The sequence below is a fragment of the Vallitalea maricola genome, assembly GCF_036985595.1.
Lineage (GTDB): Bacteria > Bacillota > Clostridia > Lachnospirales > Vallitaleaceae > Vallitalea > Vallitalea maricola.
In genome coordinates, this window is the sequence record NZ_BTPU01000079.1 from 19,974 (window position 1) to 37,732 (window position 17,759).

At 29.9% G+C, this 17,759-nt stretch carries 19 protein-coding genes; 2 read left to right on the forward strand and 17 right to left on the reverse strand.

Annotation, left to right across the window (positions count from 1 at the left end; all coding sequences use genetic code 11):
* Positions 1–72: 72 nt before the first annotated feature.
* The 15 genes from trmD to pta all read right to left on the reverse strand — a co-directional run bounded on the left by trmD (position 73) and on the right by pta (position 14,073).
* On the reverse strand, positions 73–804 hold the full coding sequence (trmD, locus tag AACQ14_RS20140; protein ID WP_339365385.1) for a tRNA (guanosine(37)-N1)-methyltransferase TrmD: 732 nt from the start codon (positions 802–804) through the stop codon (positions 73–75).
* Positions 801–1,310, reverse strand: a complete 510-nt coding sequence (rimM, locus tag AACQ14_RS20145; RefSeq protein ID WP_339365386.1) for a ribosome maturation factor RimM — start codon at positions 1,308–1,310, stop codon at positions 801–803. The genes trmD and rimM overlap by 4 nt, the downstream gene beginning before the upstream one ends.
* Before the next feature lie 50 nt (positions 1,311–1,360).
* The gene (locus tag AACQ14_RS20150) at positions 1,361–1,591 is read right to left on the reverse strand and encodes a KH domain-containing protein (protein WP_113674772.1); all 231 of its coding nucleotides are present in this window, start codon (positions 1,589–1,591) and stop codon (positions 1,361–1,363) included.
* An 18-nt stretch (positions 1,592–1,609) separates the two neighbouring features.
* Positions 1,610–1,855, reverse strand: a complete 246-nt coding sequence (gene rpsP / locus AACQ14_RS20155; RefSeq protein ID WP_113674771.1) for a 30S ribosomal protein S16 — start codon at positions 1,853–1,855, stop codon at positions 1,610–1,612.
* 64 nt (positions 1,856–1,919) lie between these two features.
* Positions 1,920–3,263, reverse strand: coding sequence for a signal recognition particle protein (gene ffh / locus AACQ14_RS20160; protein ID WP_339365387.1), 1,344 nt, complete (start codon positions 3,261–3,263; stop codon positions 1,920–1,922).
* Positions 3,264–3,290: 27 nt separating this feature from the next.
* Positions 3,291–3,662 (reverse strand): YlxM family DNA-binding protein, encoded by a 372-nt coding sequence (gene ylxM / locus AACQ14_RS20165; RefSeq protein ID WP_339365388.1) that lies wholly within the window; start codon positions 3,660–3,662, stop codon positions 3,291–3,293.
* Between the two features lie 136 nt (positions 3,663–3,798).
* Positions 3,799–4,746: a signal recognition particle-docking protein FtsY gene (ftsY, locus tag AACQ14_RS20170; protein ID WP_339365409.1), complete on the reverse strand. Its 948-nt coding sequence runs from the start codon at positions 4,744–4,746 to the stop codon at positions 3,799–3,801.
* 289 nt (positions 4,747–5,035) lie between these two features.
* Complete coding sequence (smc, locus tag AACQ14_RS20175) at positions 5,036–8,596, reverse strand: chromosome segregation protein SMC (RefSeq protein WP_339365389.1); 3,561 nt, start codon at positions 8,594–8,596, stop codon at positions 5,036–5,038.
* 190 nt (positions 8,597–8,786) lie between these two features.
* Positions 8,787–9,473: a ribonuclease III gene (gene rnc / locus AACQ14_RS20180; protein ID WP_339365390.1), complete on the reverse strand. Its 687-nt coding sequence runs from the start codon at positions 9,471–9,473 to the stop codon at positions 8,787–8,789.
* A gap of 89 nt (positions 9,474–9,562) precedes the next feature.
* Positions 9,563–9,799, reverse strand: a complete 237-nt coding sequence (gene acpP, locus AACQ14_RS20185; protein WP_113674765.1) for an acyl carrier protein — start codon at positions 9,797–9,799, stop codon at positions 9,563–9,565.
* A 33-nt stretch (positions 9,800–9,832) separates the two neighbouring features.
* Complete coding sequence (gene plsX / locus AACQ14_RS20190) at positions 9,833–10,834, reverse strand: phosphate acyltransferase PlsX (protein ID WP_339365391.1); 1,002 nt, start codon at positions 10,832–10,834, stop codon at positions 9,833–9,835.
* Positions 10,835–11,023: 189 nt separating this feature from the next.
* Positions 11,024–11,200 (reverse strand): 50S ribosomal protein L32, encoded by a 177-nt coding sequence (gene rpmF, locus AACQ14_RS20195; protein WP_113674763.1) that lies wholly within the window; start codon positions 11,198–11,200, stop codon positions 11,024–11,026.
* Between the two features lie 12 nt (positions 11,201–11,212).
* Positions 11,213–11,713, reverse strand: a complete 501-nt coding sequence (locus tag AACQ14_RS20200; RefSeq protein ID WP_339365392.1) for a YceD family protein — start codon at positions 11,711–11,713, stop codon at positions 11,213–11,215.
* Positions 11,714–11,847: 134 nt separating this feature from the next.
* Positions 11,848–13,038: an acetate/propionate family kinase gene (locus tag AACQ14_RS20205; RefSeq protein ID WP_339365393.1), complete on the reverse strand. Its 1,191-nt coding sequence runs from the start codon at positions 13,036–13,038 to the stop codon at positions 11,848–11,850.
* A gap of 42 nt (positions 13,039–13,080) precedes the next feature.
* Positions 13,081–14,073: a phosphate acetyltransferase gene (gene pta, locus AACQ14_RS20210; RefSeq protein ID WP_339365394.1), complete on the reverse strand. Its 993-nt coding sequence runs from the start codon at positions 14,071–14,073 to the stop codon at positions 13,081–13,083.
* Between the two features lie 324 nt (positions 14,074–14,397).
* Here pta and AACQ14_RS20215 point away from each other — a divergent pair, with 324 nt between their 5' ends.
* Positions 14,398–15,660, forward strand: coding sequence for a nucleotidyltransferase (locus AACQ14_RS20215; RefSeq protein ID WP_339365395.1), 1,263 nt, complete (start codon positions 14,398–14,400; stop codon positions 15,658–15,660).
* Positions 15,661–15,745: 85 nt separating this feature from the next.
* Positions 15,746–16,699 (forward strand): hypothetical protein, encoded by a 954-nt coding sequence (locus AACQ14_RS20220; protein WP_339365396.1) that lies wholly within the window; start codon positions 15,746–15,748, stop codon positions 16,697–16,699.
* Positions 16,700–16,705: 6 nt separating this feature from the next.
* On the opposite strand, the gene AACQ14_RS20225 is transcribed toward AACQ14_RS20220, so the two are convergent.
* Both AACQ14_RS20225 and coaD read right to left on the reverse strand, forming a co-directional pair.
* Positions 16,706–17,227 carry a hypothetical protein gene (locus AACQ14_RS20225; protein WP_339365397.1) on the reverse strand — a complete coding sequence of 174 codons (522 nt, stop codon included), beginning with the start codon at positions 17,225–17,227 and terminating at the stop codon, positions 16,706–16,708.
* 25 nt (positions 17,228–17,252) lie between these two features.
* Positions 17,253–17,741 carry a pantetheine-phosphate adenylyltransferase gene (gene coaD / locus AACQ14_RS20230; RefSeq protein ID WP_339365398.1) on the reverse strand — a complete coding sequence of 163 codons (489 nt, stop codon included), beginning with the start codon at positions 17,739–17,741 and terminating at the stop codon, positions 17,253–17,255.
* Between the last annotated feature and the right edge of the window lie 18 nt (positions 17,742–17,759).

Genomic DNA, 17,759 nt, shown 5'->3' on the forward strand with positions numbered 1-17,759 from the left:
CTAGATGTTCTTAATACATTATTGTAACAGAGGACCATCCGTACTCACATTAAATTACTATATCATACTTCATCATAATTTGCAATATTTATCTAAAATTTTCTTATCCTTTTCTGATAGTTCTGCTTTCTCTAATAGATCAGGTCTCTTATTGTATGTTCTTATTAATGATTGTTCCCTTCTCCACTGATCAATATTTTTATGATGTCCAGACAATAATATGTCAGGAACTTTTTTATCCATAAAAACAGCTGGTCTAGTATATTGAGGATATTCTAATAAATTATCATCAAATGATTCTGTCGTGGCAGATACTCCATTAGATAGAACATCAGGTATCAATCTTGATATGGCATCTATCATAACCATTACAGCCAGTTCTCCACCAGTCAATATATAATCTCCTATGGATACTTCATCTGTAACTATCATATCAATTACCCTTTCATCTATACCTTCATAATGTCCACATAAAAAAATTAATTCTTCTTCCTTAGATAATTCCATAGCCATTTCTTGATTAAATGTCTTTCCTTGTGGGGTTAGATATATGACCCTAGGTTTATTACTAAGTTTACTTGTAATACTCTTATATGCCTCATATATAGGTTCTGGCTGCATAACCATACCTGCACCACCACCATAAGGATAATCATCTACTTGTTTATGCTTGTTGTATGCATAATCCCTTATATTAATCGTATCTATTTCAATCAAGTTTTTTTCCTGAGCTTTACCAATAATACTTGAACCAAGTCCTTGTTTAATCATGTCTGGAAATAACGTCATTATGTTAAATTTCACTCATCAATCAATCCTTCCAGTAATGAAACCACCATGGTCTTATTATTCATATCTACTTGTTTTATACATTGTTTTATAGCAGGTATCAAAATTTCTTTTTTATCATCAGTTTCAATTACATATACATCATTGCTGCCAGTAAATATAATATCTTTTATAGTACCTAGATTTTTACCAGCATCAGTACTTACATCTATGCCTATCAGATCTTGTACATAATATTCATCATCTTCTAAAGGTAATGCTAATTCTCTTGGTATTTTAATAATAGATTGTTTCAACTTCTCTGCACTAGTCATATCTTTCAATTCTTCAAACTTTATAATAATCATATTCTTAAAATACCTTATACTATCAATAGTATATTTTTGTATTTTTCTATTATTATCAATATACACATATTCCAGTAATTCAAATCTTTTAGGTTCATCAGTTAAAGGTATTACCTTAACTTCACCCCTAATACCATGTGTATTAACTATTTTTCCAATATTAAAGTAATCCATACACTCACCTACAAAAATTTTTTTAAAAAAAGGCTAGGGAATCCCTAACCTTATTGTAGAATTTCTACAACAACTCTTTTCTCTTCCTTTGTTGCCGCAGCCTTAACTACAGTTCTTATAGCTTTAGCAATTCTACCTTGTTTTCCAATTACTTTTCCCATATCGTCAGGTGCAACTTTTAACTCTAATATAATTGAGCGCTCTCCCTCAATTTCATTTACTTTAACATCATCTGGATTATCAACTAATGCTTTAGCGATAACTTCCACTAATTCTTTCATGTTGTACACCTCCAACAATTACTTTACAACTCCAGCTTGCTTTAACAATCTTTTGACTGTATCAGAAGGCTGAGCTCCGTTACTTAACCATTTGTTAGCAACTTCTTCATTTATCTTTAAATCAATAGGATTTTTTGTTGGATTATAGTAGCCAACTTGCTCAATGAATTTACCATCTCTTGGTGATCTAGAATCAGCAACTACAATTCTATAAAAAGGAGCTTTTTTTGCACCCATTCTTTTTAATCTCATTCTTACTGCCATTTGTGTTTCACCTCCCATAGTTAATTATTATCTATATTAGACTAATCAAGAATATAAATTCTAACTAGCCCATAAAAGGAAATTTATTAAATAATCCTTTTTTACCTTTGCCTTTCATCATACCACTAAACTGTTTCATCATTTTTTTGGATTGTTCAAATTGTTTAATGAATCTATTTACATCTTGGATATGATTACCTGAACCATTAGCGATTCTTCTTTTTCTTGAAGGATTGATAAGTGCTGGATTAGCTCTTTCTTCAAGTGTCATGGAATATATCATTGATTCTACTTTTGATAGCTCTTTATCATCTATTTCAACATCTTTCATTTGCTTATTCATGCCAGGAATCATTGACATGATATCACCAATGGAACCTAATTTCTTTACTTGCTGCATTTGTTCAAGAAAATCATCAAAAGTAAATTCAGCTTTTCTAAACTTTCTTTCCATTTCAGCAGCTTTTTTAGCATCAATAGCTTCAGAAGCTTTTTCAATAAGTGTAAGAACATCACCCATTCCAAGAATTCTTGATGCCATTCTTTCTGGATGGAATACTTCAATATCTGTAAGTTTTTCTCCTATACATGCAAATTTGATAGGCTTATTGGTTACTGCTCTTACAGAAAGTGCGGAACCACCTCTAGTATCACCATCTAACTTAGTTAGAATTACACCATCAATACCTATTTTATCGTTAAAGTTTTCTGCCACGTTTACAGCATCTTGTCCTGTCATAGCATCAACTACCAACAATATTTCTTGAGGATTTATGTTTTCTTTTATTTCTATTAGTTCACCCATCATATCTTCATCTATATGAAGTCTACCAGCTGTATCGATTATAACTACATTATTGCCATTCTTACCTGCTGATTCGATAGCTGCTTTAGCTATATCGACTGGTTTGTTCTTATCACCCATTGTGAATACTGGTACATCAATCTGCCCACCTACAACCTGTAACTGTTTAATAGCTGCTGGTCTATATACATCACAAGCTACTAATAGAGGCTTTTTACCACTTTTCTTAAGGTTACCTGCAAGTTTTGCAGTAGTGGTTGTCTTACCTGCCCCTTGCAAACCAACCATCATGTATACTGTTGGAGATTCCTTTGAAAAAGTTAAATCAGATTTTTCTTCACCCATCAACTTAACTAATTCCTCATTAACAATCTTAATAACCTGTTGACCTGGTGTCAGACTTTCCATTACCTCATGTCCAATAGCTCTTTCTCTTATATCTTTAACAAATTTTTTAACTACTTTGAAATTAACATCTGCTTCAAGTAATGCTAGTTTAACTTCTCTTAACGCTAGTTTTACATCTTGCTCGCTAAGTTTTCCTTTTTTCTTAAGGGTAGAAAATATATTCTGAAACTTATCTGTCAAACTTTCAAATGCCATACACTAACCTCCCACTCATAAATTCTTCTATAAATCTTCTAATATTCTATTGCAAGTTTCCTGTATACTAACTATTCTATTAGCCACTATGTCTTGGCTTTGTTTATCTTCATTAAAACTATCTAAAATTTCACTTGCATAATTATAAATCTTTTCTACGTTCTGCTTATTTATTAGAAATTTATCTACCAATTGCAACTTGTTCTCATAATTTTCAAGCTGTTTCTCACATCTTTTCAATGTATCATGAACACCTTGTCTACTAATCTTCAACTGTTCAGATATTTCTCCTAGAGAAAAATCATTCAAATGATATAATTCATATATTTCTTTCTGGTGTTTTGTTAATAATTCACCGTAGAAATCGTATAGTAATGTTTTCTTAAAAATATTACTCAAAATTAAATCACCACCTGTAAAGGTTATTTACTTTACAGGTGGTATTATATGATATTTTAATATGTTTGTCAAGCTTTTTTACTTGATAGATTAAAATTTCTTGATTATATTTATGCCCAACAAATATATTTGACTCCTATTCTTCAAATAGAGCACTAACAAATTCTTCTGAATTGAACTGCTGCATATCATCTATTCCTTCACCAACACCAATATATTTAACTGGAATATTAAGTTCTGTTTGAATTGCAACTGCGATACCACCTTTTGCTGTACCATCAAGCTTAGTAAGAACAATACCTGTAATATCTGCTATATCTTTGAACTGCTTAGCCTGTTGTAATGCATTTTGACCTGTAGTACTATCAAGGACTAATAGAACTTCCTTATGTGCCTCAGGATATTCTCTATTAATAATTTTAAATATCTTTCTTAATTCTTCCATCAAATTCTTCTTATTGTGAAGCCTTCCTGCTGTATCACATATTAATAGATCTGCTTCTCTTGCTTTAGCAGCTTGAACAGCGTCGAATACAACTGCTCCAGGATCTGAATTCTCTTGTTGAGATATAAGTTCTACTCCTGCTCTGTTAGACCATTCAGCTAATTGATCTATAGCAGCTGCTCTAAAAGTATCAGCAGCAGCAAGAATTACTTTTTTCCCTTTTTGCTTATATTGATTAGCTAATTTACCAATAGTAGTAGTTTTACCTACTCCATTTACACCAATTACAAGAACTACTGATTTTTTCTCTGTAAATTCATAGAGGTCATCTTCATTTTTCATAAGTTCTTTTAATTCTTCCATCAATAACTCTCTAACACCAGCTGTGTCCTTAATTTTGTTCTCTTTCACCTTTTCTCTTAGGTCTTCAATAATAGTCATAGCAGTATTAACCCCTAAATCAGCAACTATTAGTGCTTCCTCAAGTTCTTCATAAAAATCTTCATCTATCTTCGTAAATGAACTTAGTACTTGATCTACTCCACCAAGTATATTATTTCTTGTTTTAGTAAGACCTTTTACTAATTTACCAAAAAATCCTCTTTTTTTCTTACCTTCTTCTTCTTGTTCTTGTGGAATCTCGTTTTCATCTTCCACCTCATCAATATTTTCAATAACTTCCTCTTTACTTGTTATGTCAGCATTTTCATTACTATTATTTTCTTGTACATTAATATTATTATCTTCTTTTATTACATCTTCTTCTATTTCTTGTTGTTCTTTGGTATCAACCAATTCTTGTTCATTCTCTGAAGTATTTTCTTTTTGTTCTTCTTTTGTTTTATTTTTCTTCCAGCTAAATAAGCCCATAGTTATATTTCCTCCTATCCATATGTCAAACTCTAGTTTCACATACGTATGTCTGTATTTATCCTGTTAATTCATTTTCAATTAATTTTACTGAAACTCTTGTGGATATACCTTTTTCCTGCATAGTAATACCATATAATGCATCTGCGGCTTCCATAGTTCCTCTTCTATGAGTGATAATAATAAATTGGGTATTACCTGATAGCTTTTGTAAGTACTTAGCAAATCTTTCCACATTAGCATCATCAAGTGCTGCCTCTATCTCATCAAGAACACAAAATGGAGAAGGTTTTAATCTTTGTATTGCAAACAGTAAAGCTATTGCAGTAAAAGCTCGCTCCCCACCAGATAACAGCATCATACTCTGCAATTTCTTTCCAGGTGGTTGTGCAACAATGTTAATTCCTGATTCCAATACATTTTCTTCGTCCACTAAATAGAGTAAACCTTTGCCTCCTCCAAATAACTCTTTGAAAACTAAGTCAAATTGGAGCTTGATTTCTTTAAACTTAATTTTGAATTGTTTAATCATTTCTTTATCAAGTTCATTAATAATTCCTATTAATTTTTCTTTAGCCCCTATCAAATCTTCTTTTTGTTCTGATAGAAAATCATATCTAGTAATAATTTCTTTATATTCTTCAATAGCATTAACGTTAACATCACCTAATGCTTTTATTGTTTCCTTTAATTCCTTAACCCTATTCTTAAGCTGAGAGATAGTACCTAAATCATCTTTATATTCAGCTACCATATTAAAAGTTAACTCATATTCATCCCACATATAATCAGTAATATTTTCTTTTTGCAGGTCATATTTCATTTTAACATTCTGAAGTCTCATGATTTCTTTTTCTAAGAGATTAGATTTTTCACTTAGACTTTCTCTCTCTTCAAATATAGCATTTTGGTTTAATGAAATCTCTTCTTTATTCTTATTCAATATTTCTAATTCAGCATGTTTAGCTCCAATACCATCAAGAACCTCTTTAACATCCTTTTGGTACTTGTTTATTAAACTGATCTTCAATCCTATATCACTTTTATTATTTTGCAGTTCTTCATTTAGCTTTTCTTTTTGCCTCTTAATATCTTGTAGCTCATTATCTAATCTCTCTATATTCTGATTGGAACTATTTAATTTTTGTTTAGTTGATGTCATTGTTATTTTCAGATTAGTAATTTCTTCAGTTAAAGTGTTTTTAGTTGCCTTCTTTTTTTGTATTACTTCAGTAAGGCTTAACACTTTATCTTCTGCATCTGTATTTTCACTTTCAGTTCCAAAAAGTTCTTCATTATATTTTTCTGTAGTAGCCATTAACTCAGTATTTTGATTATCTAATTCATTTAATTCGACTTTACTGTCATTTATCTCTTGTTGTTTCTGGTTTATATCCTTAATAATTTGATTCATATTAATTTGTAATGAATTCATTTTAATATTAAGATTATGTTCTTTTGATATTAATTCCTTGGACTTGTCAGATAGGTTATTTCTTTCTTCGACTATCTTGGTTCTTTTATTTGCAGCTATTTTGATTTCTTCTGTAATTTGTTGTATCTTGTTCTTATATTCATTTAATTCCCTTTTCCTAGAAAGAAAATTATTTGCCTTATTCTTATAGCTACCTCCAGTTAAAGAACCCCCTGGATTTAATACTTCACCAGATAGAGTAACTATCTTTAACTTATAATTGTATTTTCTTGCCAGTGTTACAGCATTATCAATATTATCAACTATAACAACTCTGCCAAGGAGATATTTAATAATATTATCATACATATTGTCATATCTGACTAAATCATTTCCATATCCAATAAAACCCTTTTCATTATTGATTGGATTATAGTTTTTACTTATTTTAATACTGGTTAACGGTAAAAAAGTGGCCCTACCAAATTTGTTGGTCTTCAGGTAGTTAATCATCTTTTTTGCAGTTTCTTCTTCCTTAGTAATAATATTCTGCACACCGCCACCAAGAGCTGTCTCTATGGCAATTTCATATTTCTTATCTACTTTTATTATATCCGCAACAACGCCTAATACTGAATCAATATTATTTTTTGTCTTTAATTCCATTACTTTTCTTATGCTATAATTATAACCTTCATAATGTTCAGTTATGTCATTTAAAGCATTATATTTAGATTTATATTGATTTATTTGTTGATTATAGATATTTAATTTTTCTTCAATATTATGTTTTGACTCATTAATTTCTTTTATCTTATCAGTAGTGCTAATAGTCTCGCTCTTTGTTTGTTGTAAATCTTCTTCAACAAAAGTTATTTTTTCTTCTAATTGGTCCTTTTTATTGTTCAGTATAATGGATTCATTCTTTACTTTGCTAATTTTATCAATTAAGAAATTTCTTCTATTCTCAATATTTTCAAGCATAGTGCTATATCTTTGTATCTTACTCTTTACTATTGTTATTTCATTGAGTCTTTCAATTATGTTGGTTTTAATTTCTTCAATAGTTGTTTCACCAGTACTTATTTCTTCAGAAACTGATGTTAGACGTTCTTCTTTTTCCTTTAGTTGTGATGTTAATAGTTCTATACTTGATTTTAGATTAACAATTTCTTCTTCTATGACTTTAACACCCGTAAGGTTAAGGTCATGTTTAGAATTTATCTCATTAATATTTTGCTCTATTCTTTCATTAGTTACCTTAATAGAACTAATTCGTTCATTATTGATTTTAATATTATTTTCTATTCTTTCCTTTTCAAGATTATTTGTGGATATTTCGTCTTTTTTATTATCTATCTTAATACCTATATCCTGCAAATCATTATTCAATTCATTATATTTTAATTTGATTTCTTCGTACTTATTATTCACTGAGACAATTTCTTCATTGGTATTTTTTTCTTTTTTGCTGATATCTTCTACATTCTTATCAAGTTTTTCATATTCTAAGATAAAAATGTTTACCTCATATTTTTTCAATTCTTCTTTTAGTGACAGATATTTTTTAGCTACTTCTGCTTGTCCTTCTAGATTACCTTTTTGTCCTTCTAATTCCTTAATTATGTCATTTATCCTAAGAAGATTCTGTTTTTCCTGCTCTAATTTCTTATAAGCTTCTGATTTTCTTCTTTTGAACTTGACAATACCAGCCGCTTCATCAAATAGATCTCTTCTATCTTCTGGTTTAGTACTTAATATTTTATCTATTTGACCTTGTCCTATTATTGAATAACCTTCTTTACCTACTCCTGTATCCAAGAATAATTCATGAATATCCTTTAGTCTGCAAGGAGTTTTATTTATGTAGAACTCACTTTCTCCCGAACGATAAACACGCCTTGAAATAGTCACCTCAAGATAATCAATAGCCATTCTTTTATCATGGTTATCAATGGTTATATCCACTTGAGAATAACCAACAGGACGTCTGTTTTCAGTACCAGCAAAAATGACATCTTCCATCTTAGAACCTCTAAGCTGTTTAGCACTCTGAGCCCCTAGTACCCATCGTACTGCATCTGCAATATTGCTTTTGCCACTACCATTAGGTCCAACAATCCCAGTTATTCCTTCATTAAATTCAAAATTAATCTTATTAGCAAAGGATTTGAATCCTTGTAATTCAATATTTTTTAAGTACATACTATCTCCTTACCTTGTACAAAATCATTAATGCTTTTCGTACCAAAGATTTATTCAATAAGATAAATTTCTCTAATCTATTATGTTAAAACTATACTGTAAAAATGATTGGCAATGAACAATGGACAATTATTAATTCAAATTTATTATTTTTGATAGTTGTCAATTGTACACTGTCAATTGAATATAACTAGATATTCTTAATTGCATCATATGCTCCATCTTGTTCAGCAGATTTTTTACTTCTACCTCTTCCATAACCTATTACTTTCCCTTCATGTCTTACCTCTACTATAAATAATTTGTTGTGATCAGGTCCTTTTTCCTTAACAATTATGTACTCTATTGGTTCTTCACTTGTCTTTTGTATGATCTCTTGTAAGTGTGTTTTACTATCAATAAATAATTTTCTTTTTTCTACATCTTTTAATAATGTATTCAAAATAAATTGTCTTGAAGCATCTAAACCACCATCTAGATAAATAGATCCAATCAAAGCCTCTACAGCATCTGATAGTACTGAAGCTCTAAATCTACCACCTGAATTTTCTTCACCTTTACCAAGTCTAATGAATTCCCCTAATTTTATTTCGTTAGAAAAATTTGCTAATGTTGGTTCACATACAATACTTGCCCGAAATTTAGTCAGCTCTCCTTCAAGCATTTCTGTATAATTCCTAAATAAAAAATCACTAGTTACGATTTCAAGAACTGCATCACCTAAAAATTCTAGTCTTTCATTATTTTCAAACTTAGACATCTTATGTTCATTAGCATATGAACTATGTGTTAATGCTTGAGATAATAACTTTACATTTTTAAACTTGTAGTTAATAATCTTTTGGAATTCGTTTAAATTTTTGTATTTATTTCTCAATATGTTCTCCTCCTTCGTTAAGGTTTACTAATAAAAGCGAAAAACCTTATTATTCTAAAAAGCAAAGCCCTTAAATGTAAGGGCTTCCATTAGTCGTTATTAATCCTTGAGTTTATAGCTTCAATTGCATCATTAACTGTTACAATATTTTCTGCCTGATCATTATCAATCTCAATATCAAATTCTTCTTCAAGAGCCATAATTATTTGAACTAAGTCTAAAGAATCAACGTTCAAATCATCTACAAATTTAGTGTCTTTTGTGATTTGCGACTCATCCACGTTTGTAAATTCAGATATAATTGAAACTAATTTTTCAAATTCCATTTTTAATGCCCCCTTTTCTCTTATACTCATTACTTAAATTTTTATGTTTTCCTTTATTTTTTCATTAATTTTTTGGTCTGAAAATTTCTTGCATTGCAGTATGGTATTTTTAATAGCTTTTGAGTCTGAACTACCATGTGTTTTAACAACCAAGCCTTCTAATCCAAGCAATGGAGCGCCTCCATACTCAGAATAATCAAAGCTCTTCTTAAAATTCTTCAATGCTGGCTTTAATAAAAATGTCCCTATCTTAGATCTAACATTCTGTAATAAATACTTCTTGAGCATACTAAGCATAGTTAAAGCAAAACCTTCAGTATACTTTAGAATAATATTACCGACAAATGCATCACAAACAAGTATATCTGCTTTACCATCTGGTATATCTCTAGCCTCGATATTACCGATAAAATTAATATCCTCGTTTTTCAGTAATGAATAAGCCTCTTTTACTAAGCTATTGCCTTTGGATTCCTCTTCACCAATGTTAATTAGTGCAACCCTAGGATTCTTAACACCTAATACATTTTCAAAATAGATAGAACCCATTTTAGCATATTGAACTAAATAACTTGCTTTCGAATCTACATTAGCACCACAATCTATTAATAATGATACACCTTTTTTATGAGGGATAAGTGGGGCAAGAGCTGGTCTTTCAATACCTTTGATTCTTCCTACGATAAAAGTTCCTCCAGCTAGTATTGCACCAGTACTACCAGCAGAAACAAAAGCATTAGCTTTTTTTTCTTTTACCAGATTGAGACCTTTTACTAATGAAGATTCTTTTTTCCTTCTTATAGCCATTACTGGAGACTCGCAAGTATCAATAGTTTCTTTCGCATCCACTACCTCTAGTTGTTCTTTATTATATGTGTACTTAGTAAGTTGTTCATTTATGATAATATTATTACCAACTAAATAAATCTTTATGTTATTATCATCATTAATTGATTCTATACAGCCTTTAATTATTTCATTTGGGGCATTATCGCCACCCATTGCATCTACTACAACAGTTATCATTTCTTGCATCATTACACCCTCTAATCTACATTCTAAAAATACTATACTAAATTTTTACCATATTTTCAATATATATTTTAAAATTTCTAGAATAGCTTATAGTATTTGAGGCAACTATATATATAATTTTTGTAATATTCACGCATTCTAATTTAACTAAAGATTAAATAATTAAAGGCAGCATACGCTGCCTTCTAATTATTCAGTTTCAATAACTACTTTATTCTTGTATGTTCCACATGACTTACAAACTCTATGAGGCATAATTAATTCCCCACACTTACTACATTTCACTAAATTAGGAGCAGTTAATTTCCAGTTAGCTCTACGTTTGTCTCTTCTAGCTTGTGATGTTTTTCTTTTTGGTACTGCCATATTGACACCTCCTTAAAACTCTTTAAATAAATCTTTAAATACTGCTAATCTAGGGTCAATATCACTGTTATCACAGCTACAAGTAACCTTATTAAGATTAGCTCCACATTGATTACAAATTCCTTTACACGTATCACTACATAATACTTTCATAGGTAAATCAATGATTAATTCATTTAAAGCTAATTTCTCTAAATCAAGATTATATCCATCAATATACTGAATTTTTTCTTCATTAACATCATCAAAATTAATGTCTTTAGAAAAATTAGTTTCGATTTTATAATCTACTTCTTCCATGCATCTATCACAAGGAATCTTAAGTGTTCCTTTAACCAAACCCTTTAAATTGACTTTTCTATGACCAAGATTCGTTAACTCCAGATCAATATGAATAATGTCAACTATTCGGTAAGTAATTCCACCAAAATTAAATTGTTTGATGCTTACATCAGTAGATATTTTTTTATTCATCCCATCATTGGATAATAAATCAGTTAAATTAAACTCCATATTAACACCCCAATCACAAATTATTTTGAAAGGGAAACGTATAAAATAACCACATGTAATTATACATATCAAATATACTTTTGTCAACATTTTTAACAAATTTATGGTAGAATATTCATTAATCTAATTTTTAATTAAATAAGTCTTGCTGTTTCTCTAGCTATTGTCATTTCTTCATCTGTAGGAATGACAACTGTCTTAACTTTTGCATCTTTTGTTGAAATATCTTTTTCTACGCCTCTACATTTATTAGCTTCTTTATCAACTTCAACACCTAAGAATGTAAGGTATGAACAGATATCTTCTCTTACCTCTGCATTATTTTCTCCAAGTCCAGCTGTAAATGCTATAGCATCAATTCCATTCATTGCAGCAGCATAAGCGCCAATATACTTTGCGACTCTATATGAAAATACATCCATTGTAAGTCTAGCTCTTTCATTACCTTCTTCTATAGCATTTTCTAAATCTCTAAAATCACTTGATATTTCAGAGATACCAAGAACACCTGATTTTTTGTTTAAAATAGTATTAATTTCGTTAATTGATAATCCTTCTTTATCGGCTAAAAATTGTACGATAGCTGGGTCCATATCTCCTGATCTTGTTCCCATTACTAATCCTTCTAATGGTGTAAGTCCCATACTAGTGTCAATTGATTTTCCACCATCAACAGCACAAACACTAGCACCATTACCTAAGTGGCAAACGACTATTTTCATATCTTTAATATCTCTGCCTAAGAATTCAGCAGTTCTATTAGATACATATTTATGAGATGTACCGTGGAATCCATATCTTCTTAGTTTATATTTTCTATAATATTCATATGGTAACGCATATAAATATGTTTTTGCAGGCATTGTTTGATGGAAAGCTGTATCAAATACCCCCACCATTGGAACATTAGGCATAATTTGTTTACATGCATCTATACCAATTAAATTAGCTGGATTATGTAAAGGAGCTAAATCAGAGCATTTCTTAACTGCTTCTATTACATTATCATTAATTACTGTTGAACTTGCAAATTCTTCTCCACCATGTACAATCCTATGTCCAACTGCGTTTATTTCATCCATGCTTTCAATTACACCATGATCTTTAGATACTAAAGCATCAATAACATATTTAACCGCATCTTTATGGCTTGGCATATCCCCTTCAATTATTATAGTATCACAACCAATTTTAGTATGCTTAATTCTTGAACCGTCAATTCCAATTCTTTCACAGATACCTTTTGCTAATACTTCTTCATTTTCCATACTTATTAATTGGTACTTAAGTGATGAGCTACCACAGTTTAATACTAATATATTCACCTTAACAATCTCCTTTTAATTGTAATTTTTTTATTTTTGTTATTATAATGATGCTTGTACCGCTGTAATAGCAACTACTCCTACAATATCATCCGCAGTACATCCTCTAGATAAATCATTAACAGGCTTTGCGATACCTTGTGTAATTGGTCCGTAAGCTTCTGCCTTAGCTAGTCTTTGAGTGAGTTTATATCCAATGTTTCCTGAATCAAGATCAGGGAACACAAGTACATTAACTTTTCCAGCAACTTCACTACCTGGTGCTTTAGAAGCTCCAACACTTGGTACGATGGCAGCGTCTAATTGGAATTCTCCATCTAACTTGACATTTGGGTTTTGTTCTTTTGCAATCTTAACTGCTTCTACTACTTTATCAACGTCAGCATGTTTTGCACTACCCATTGTTGAGTGTGATAACATACCTACTACAGGTTCTACTTGTACTAAATCTTCAAATGATTTAGCTGAGCTAAGTGCTATAGATGCTAATTCTTCTGAATTAGGATTTTGATTTAACCCAGAATCAGCAAATAAGAAAGTTCCATTTGCACCATATTCACAATTAGGTACTACCATAACAAAGAATGCAGAAACCAATTTTGTTCCTGGAGCTGTTTTTAATATTTGCAATGATGGTCTTAGAACATTTGCTGTTGCATTAACTGCTCCAGCAACCATACCATCAGCCATTCCTTCTTTAACCATCATGACACCTAGGTATAATGGATCATTTTTCAATAATTCTTCTGCTTTTTCTTCAGTCATTCCTTTATTTTTACGAAGTTCTACTAAATCGCCAACGTATTTATCCATTTTTTCGAATGAATTAGGATCAACAAAGATAGCTTTTGATATATCCAATCCTTCTGCTACTTTTTCTATTTCTTCTTTATTACCAATAAGAATTACATTTGCTATTTCTTCATCAAGAATCTTTGCTGTAGCCTCTACTGTTCTTCTTTCCAATGATTCAGGTAATACAATTGTTTGATTTAAACTTTTTGCTCTGTTTTTAATGTTGTTTATAAAACTCAATTTAATAAACTCCTTTCAGTTCTCTAACTAAAAAATTATCTACTTTACTCTATTATAATATTATTGTTCATTGTATACAATATGTTTTTTGTGTTTTTTTAAGTTTTTTTGTTTTTTTTCTTAAAAACTTATCAAAGTGAACTAAAGGAGATAAACTAATTTGTATTATATCCTTCCACAAACACCCCATAAATATTAGAATAAATTTATTTTTTCTATTAGGCTTGATTTAACACATATTTTACTTTAATATTAAAATGAGTACTTAATAATACTATCCTATATAGTACTCTTATTATAAAATTTAAGCAGGTGATATTACACATGAATACAGTAGGTATTATCGCAGAATATAACCCATTTCATAATGGTCATCTTTATCAATTAGAAGAGGCAAAGAAAATAACGAATTCCCAATACTCAGTTATCATAATGAGCGGCAACTTTGTTCAAAGAGGAGAACCGTCCATAGTAAATAAATGGACAAGAACTAGAATGGCTCTTCTAAATGGAGCTGATCTTGTAATTGAATTACCAGTTCATTTTTCTACATCCAGTGCTGAATTTTTTTCTTTTGCTTCAGTAAAATTATTAAATGATCTTGGTATCATTGATAACCTATGTTTTGGAAGTGAACTTGGAAATACTTATGAATTAGAAAAAATAGCATCAATACTATGCAAGGAACCAATATACTTCAAAGAGAAATTAAGCAATTATCTGAAAGAAGGATTTAGTTTTGCAACAGCACGTTCTCATGCCTTAACTGATTATCTGACTGGCCATAATATATTAGATTTGCCAAAAGATGAATTAACCCAAATAATCAAATCACCAAATAATATATTGGGTATTGAATATATGAAATCATTATTAAAATTAAACAGTAAAATTAAACCTTATGCCATAAAAAGAGTTGGTGCTTCATATCATGGAGATAAAACAAGTGATAATTTATCTTCTGCTTCTGCTATCAGAAGAATATTGAAAAAATCACCTAACGAATTAAATACACTTACTAAATATATGCCTTCATCAGCTTATGACCTACTAGAAACATCAATAGAAAATCAAGAAGGTCCTATATTTTTTGATGATTATTCCTCATTAATTAATTATAAACTAAAAGTTTCAACAAAAGCTCAGATGGAAAATTGTATTGATGTAAGCGAAGGAATCGAAAATAGATTCAAGAAAGCGGTTATTAATTATAGTACAATAAGTGATATTATTGGTTATACACGTACTAGGAGATACCCAATATCTAGAATACAAAGAACACTACTTCACATTTTATTATCTCTCCACAAAGAAGATTTCTGGAAATTTGTTGAAAATGGTTTTACCCAATATGTAAAAATACTTGGTTTCAGAAAAGACAGCAGTGATTTGTTGAAATCATTAAAGAGCAATTGTAATCTGCCTATCATTTCTAATGTAAAAGATAGTATTAGTGTCCTTAATGATACTAGTCTTAAGATGCTAAAAGATGAAATCAAGTGCAGTGATATATATAATATCATAATCGGTGATAAATATGGTAAGTCATGCAAAAATGATTATTCTCATCCAATAATAATAATGTGAGATATAATTTTACGTGAATTTTTTATTCTAAAAAATATATATTGTAAATATACTTGTATTAATAATGTACTATAAAGGGTAATATATGAAAACCAAAAAAATATCAAAAAGTTTTATAATGAATATAATACTTATTATACTACTATTGACCATTCTAGTACTTCCAAAAACTTCAATGGAAGCTGCTAAAAACGGTTTATTATTATGGTTTAATGTTATAATCCCAACTTTGTTTCCCTTCATTCTTTTATCTAATTTGATAATAAATACTAATATAATAAATTATATAAATTATATATTTACTGGAATAATGACTAGATTGTTTAATCTACCTGGAGTGGCAGGCTATGCTTTAATTACAGGATTATTATCTGGTTATCCAGTAGGAGCTAAGATAACTGCTGATCTATTGAATAAAAAGGCTATAAATACAACTCAAGCACAGTATATGTTAACTTTTTGCAATAATGCAAGCCCCATGTTTATCATTGGATTCATAGCCACAGGTTTGTTGGATAATTCCCGTATTGGAATCTTCATGTTAATAACTATATATGCAGCAAACCTAATAACTGCTTTTATTTATAGAGCAATTTATGAAAAAAATTTACCTACCATAAAGAAATCCACCTTTAAATCAAAAGTAAATAAATCAATGAACTTTTCTCTTTTTGATGATTGTATAATGAATGCAATAACCCTTATAGTAAAAATAGGTGGTTATATAATATTCTTTTCAATAATACTAAATTGTTTCTACCTTATTCCTACAAGAGACAGCATAGTCAAAAACTTTTTGTTCAGTTTGATAGAACTTTCTAATGGTGCTAAAATATTGGTAAATTGTAATTCTTCAATACAAGTTACCTTTGTTTTATTATGTACATTAGTATCCTTCGGTTCTTTTTCCGTTCATGCTCAAACAGCAAGCGTACTTTCTGATACAAAATTAAATATAGGTAAATATATTTTATCCAAAATAATAAATGCTGTAATAACATTTATTACAGCACTTTTGATAACTCCATTAATAATCTAACCTATACTATGTACTTTTTTTCTTTACTTTTCGATTTTGAAGATCTTGTCTATTTTCATTTAATGTTTCTAGCTGAATCTTCATGAACTCTTCCAGCTGTTCGTATACTTTGTGTGTTTCAAATAATGTTTCCTTCGTAGTTTCTTCAATCTTACTTATTATTTCATCTGCATATTCATACGCACCTAATTTCAATTCTCTTGAAGTATTTTTTGCTTCTGTAAGGATGATCTCTGCTTCAGAATAAGCCTGTTGCATTATCTCATGCTCATTAATCAATTCAAGCATCTTATTCTCAGTCTCTTTTTCCACATTTTCAGCATTCTTCTTAGCATCCATTATTATCTTATCTTTTTCATTTATGACTCTCTGACATCGTTTAATTTCCTCTGGTAACTTTAATCTCATATCCGTCATCAATTCATATATGATTTCTGGATTTACCATTATTTTATTAGAAAAAGGCACTTTACTACAACTTTCAAAATAATCTTCCATCTCATTTATTAAATCCATTATGCTGCTCACTTTATCATACCCCCTCTTATATAAATTAGGACTTATTGTCTTTGAATTTTTTATTTATATATTCAGCTGTTTCCAGCGGAACCATTTTACTTATATCGCCACCATACATAGCAACTTCTTTTACTATGCTGGCACTCAAAAATGAATATTCTACTCTGGTAATCAGGCATATTGTTTCTATATTATTATCTAGACTATAATTTGTCTGAGCAATTTGCAACTCGTATTCAAAGTCTGACACAGCTCTAAAACCTCTCACAATAATTGTTGCGTCCTTTTCCTTTAAAAAATCTACTAAAAGTCCAGAAAAACTATCAACTTCTACATTTTCCATATCTTTTGTCAATCTTTTCAATAACTCTACTCTTTCATCCGTTGAAAATAAAGGTTGTTTAGAATTATTTTTTAAAACTCCAACTATAAGTTTATCAACTAGTTTAGCACTTCTTTTTATTATATCTAGATGTCCATTGGTTGCAGGGTCGAAACTTCCTGGATAAACTGCAATTCTCACTATTAGACCACTCCTTAA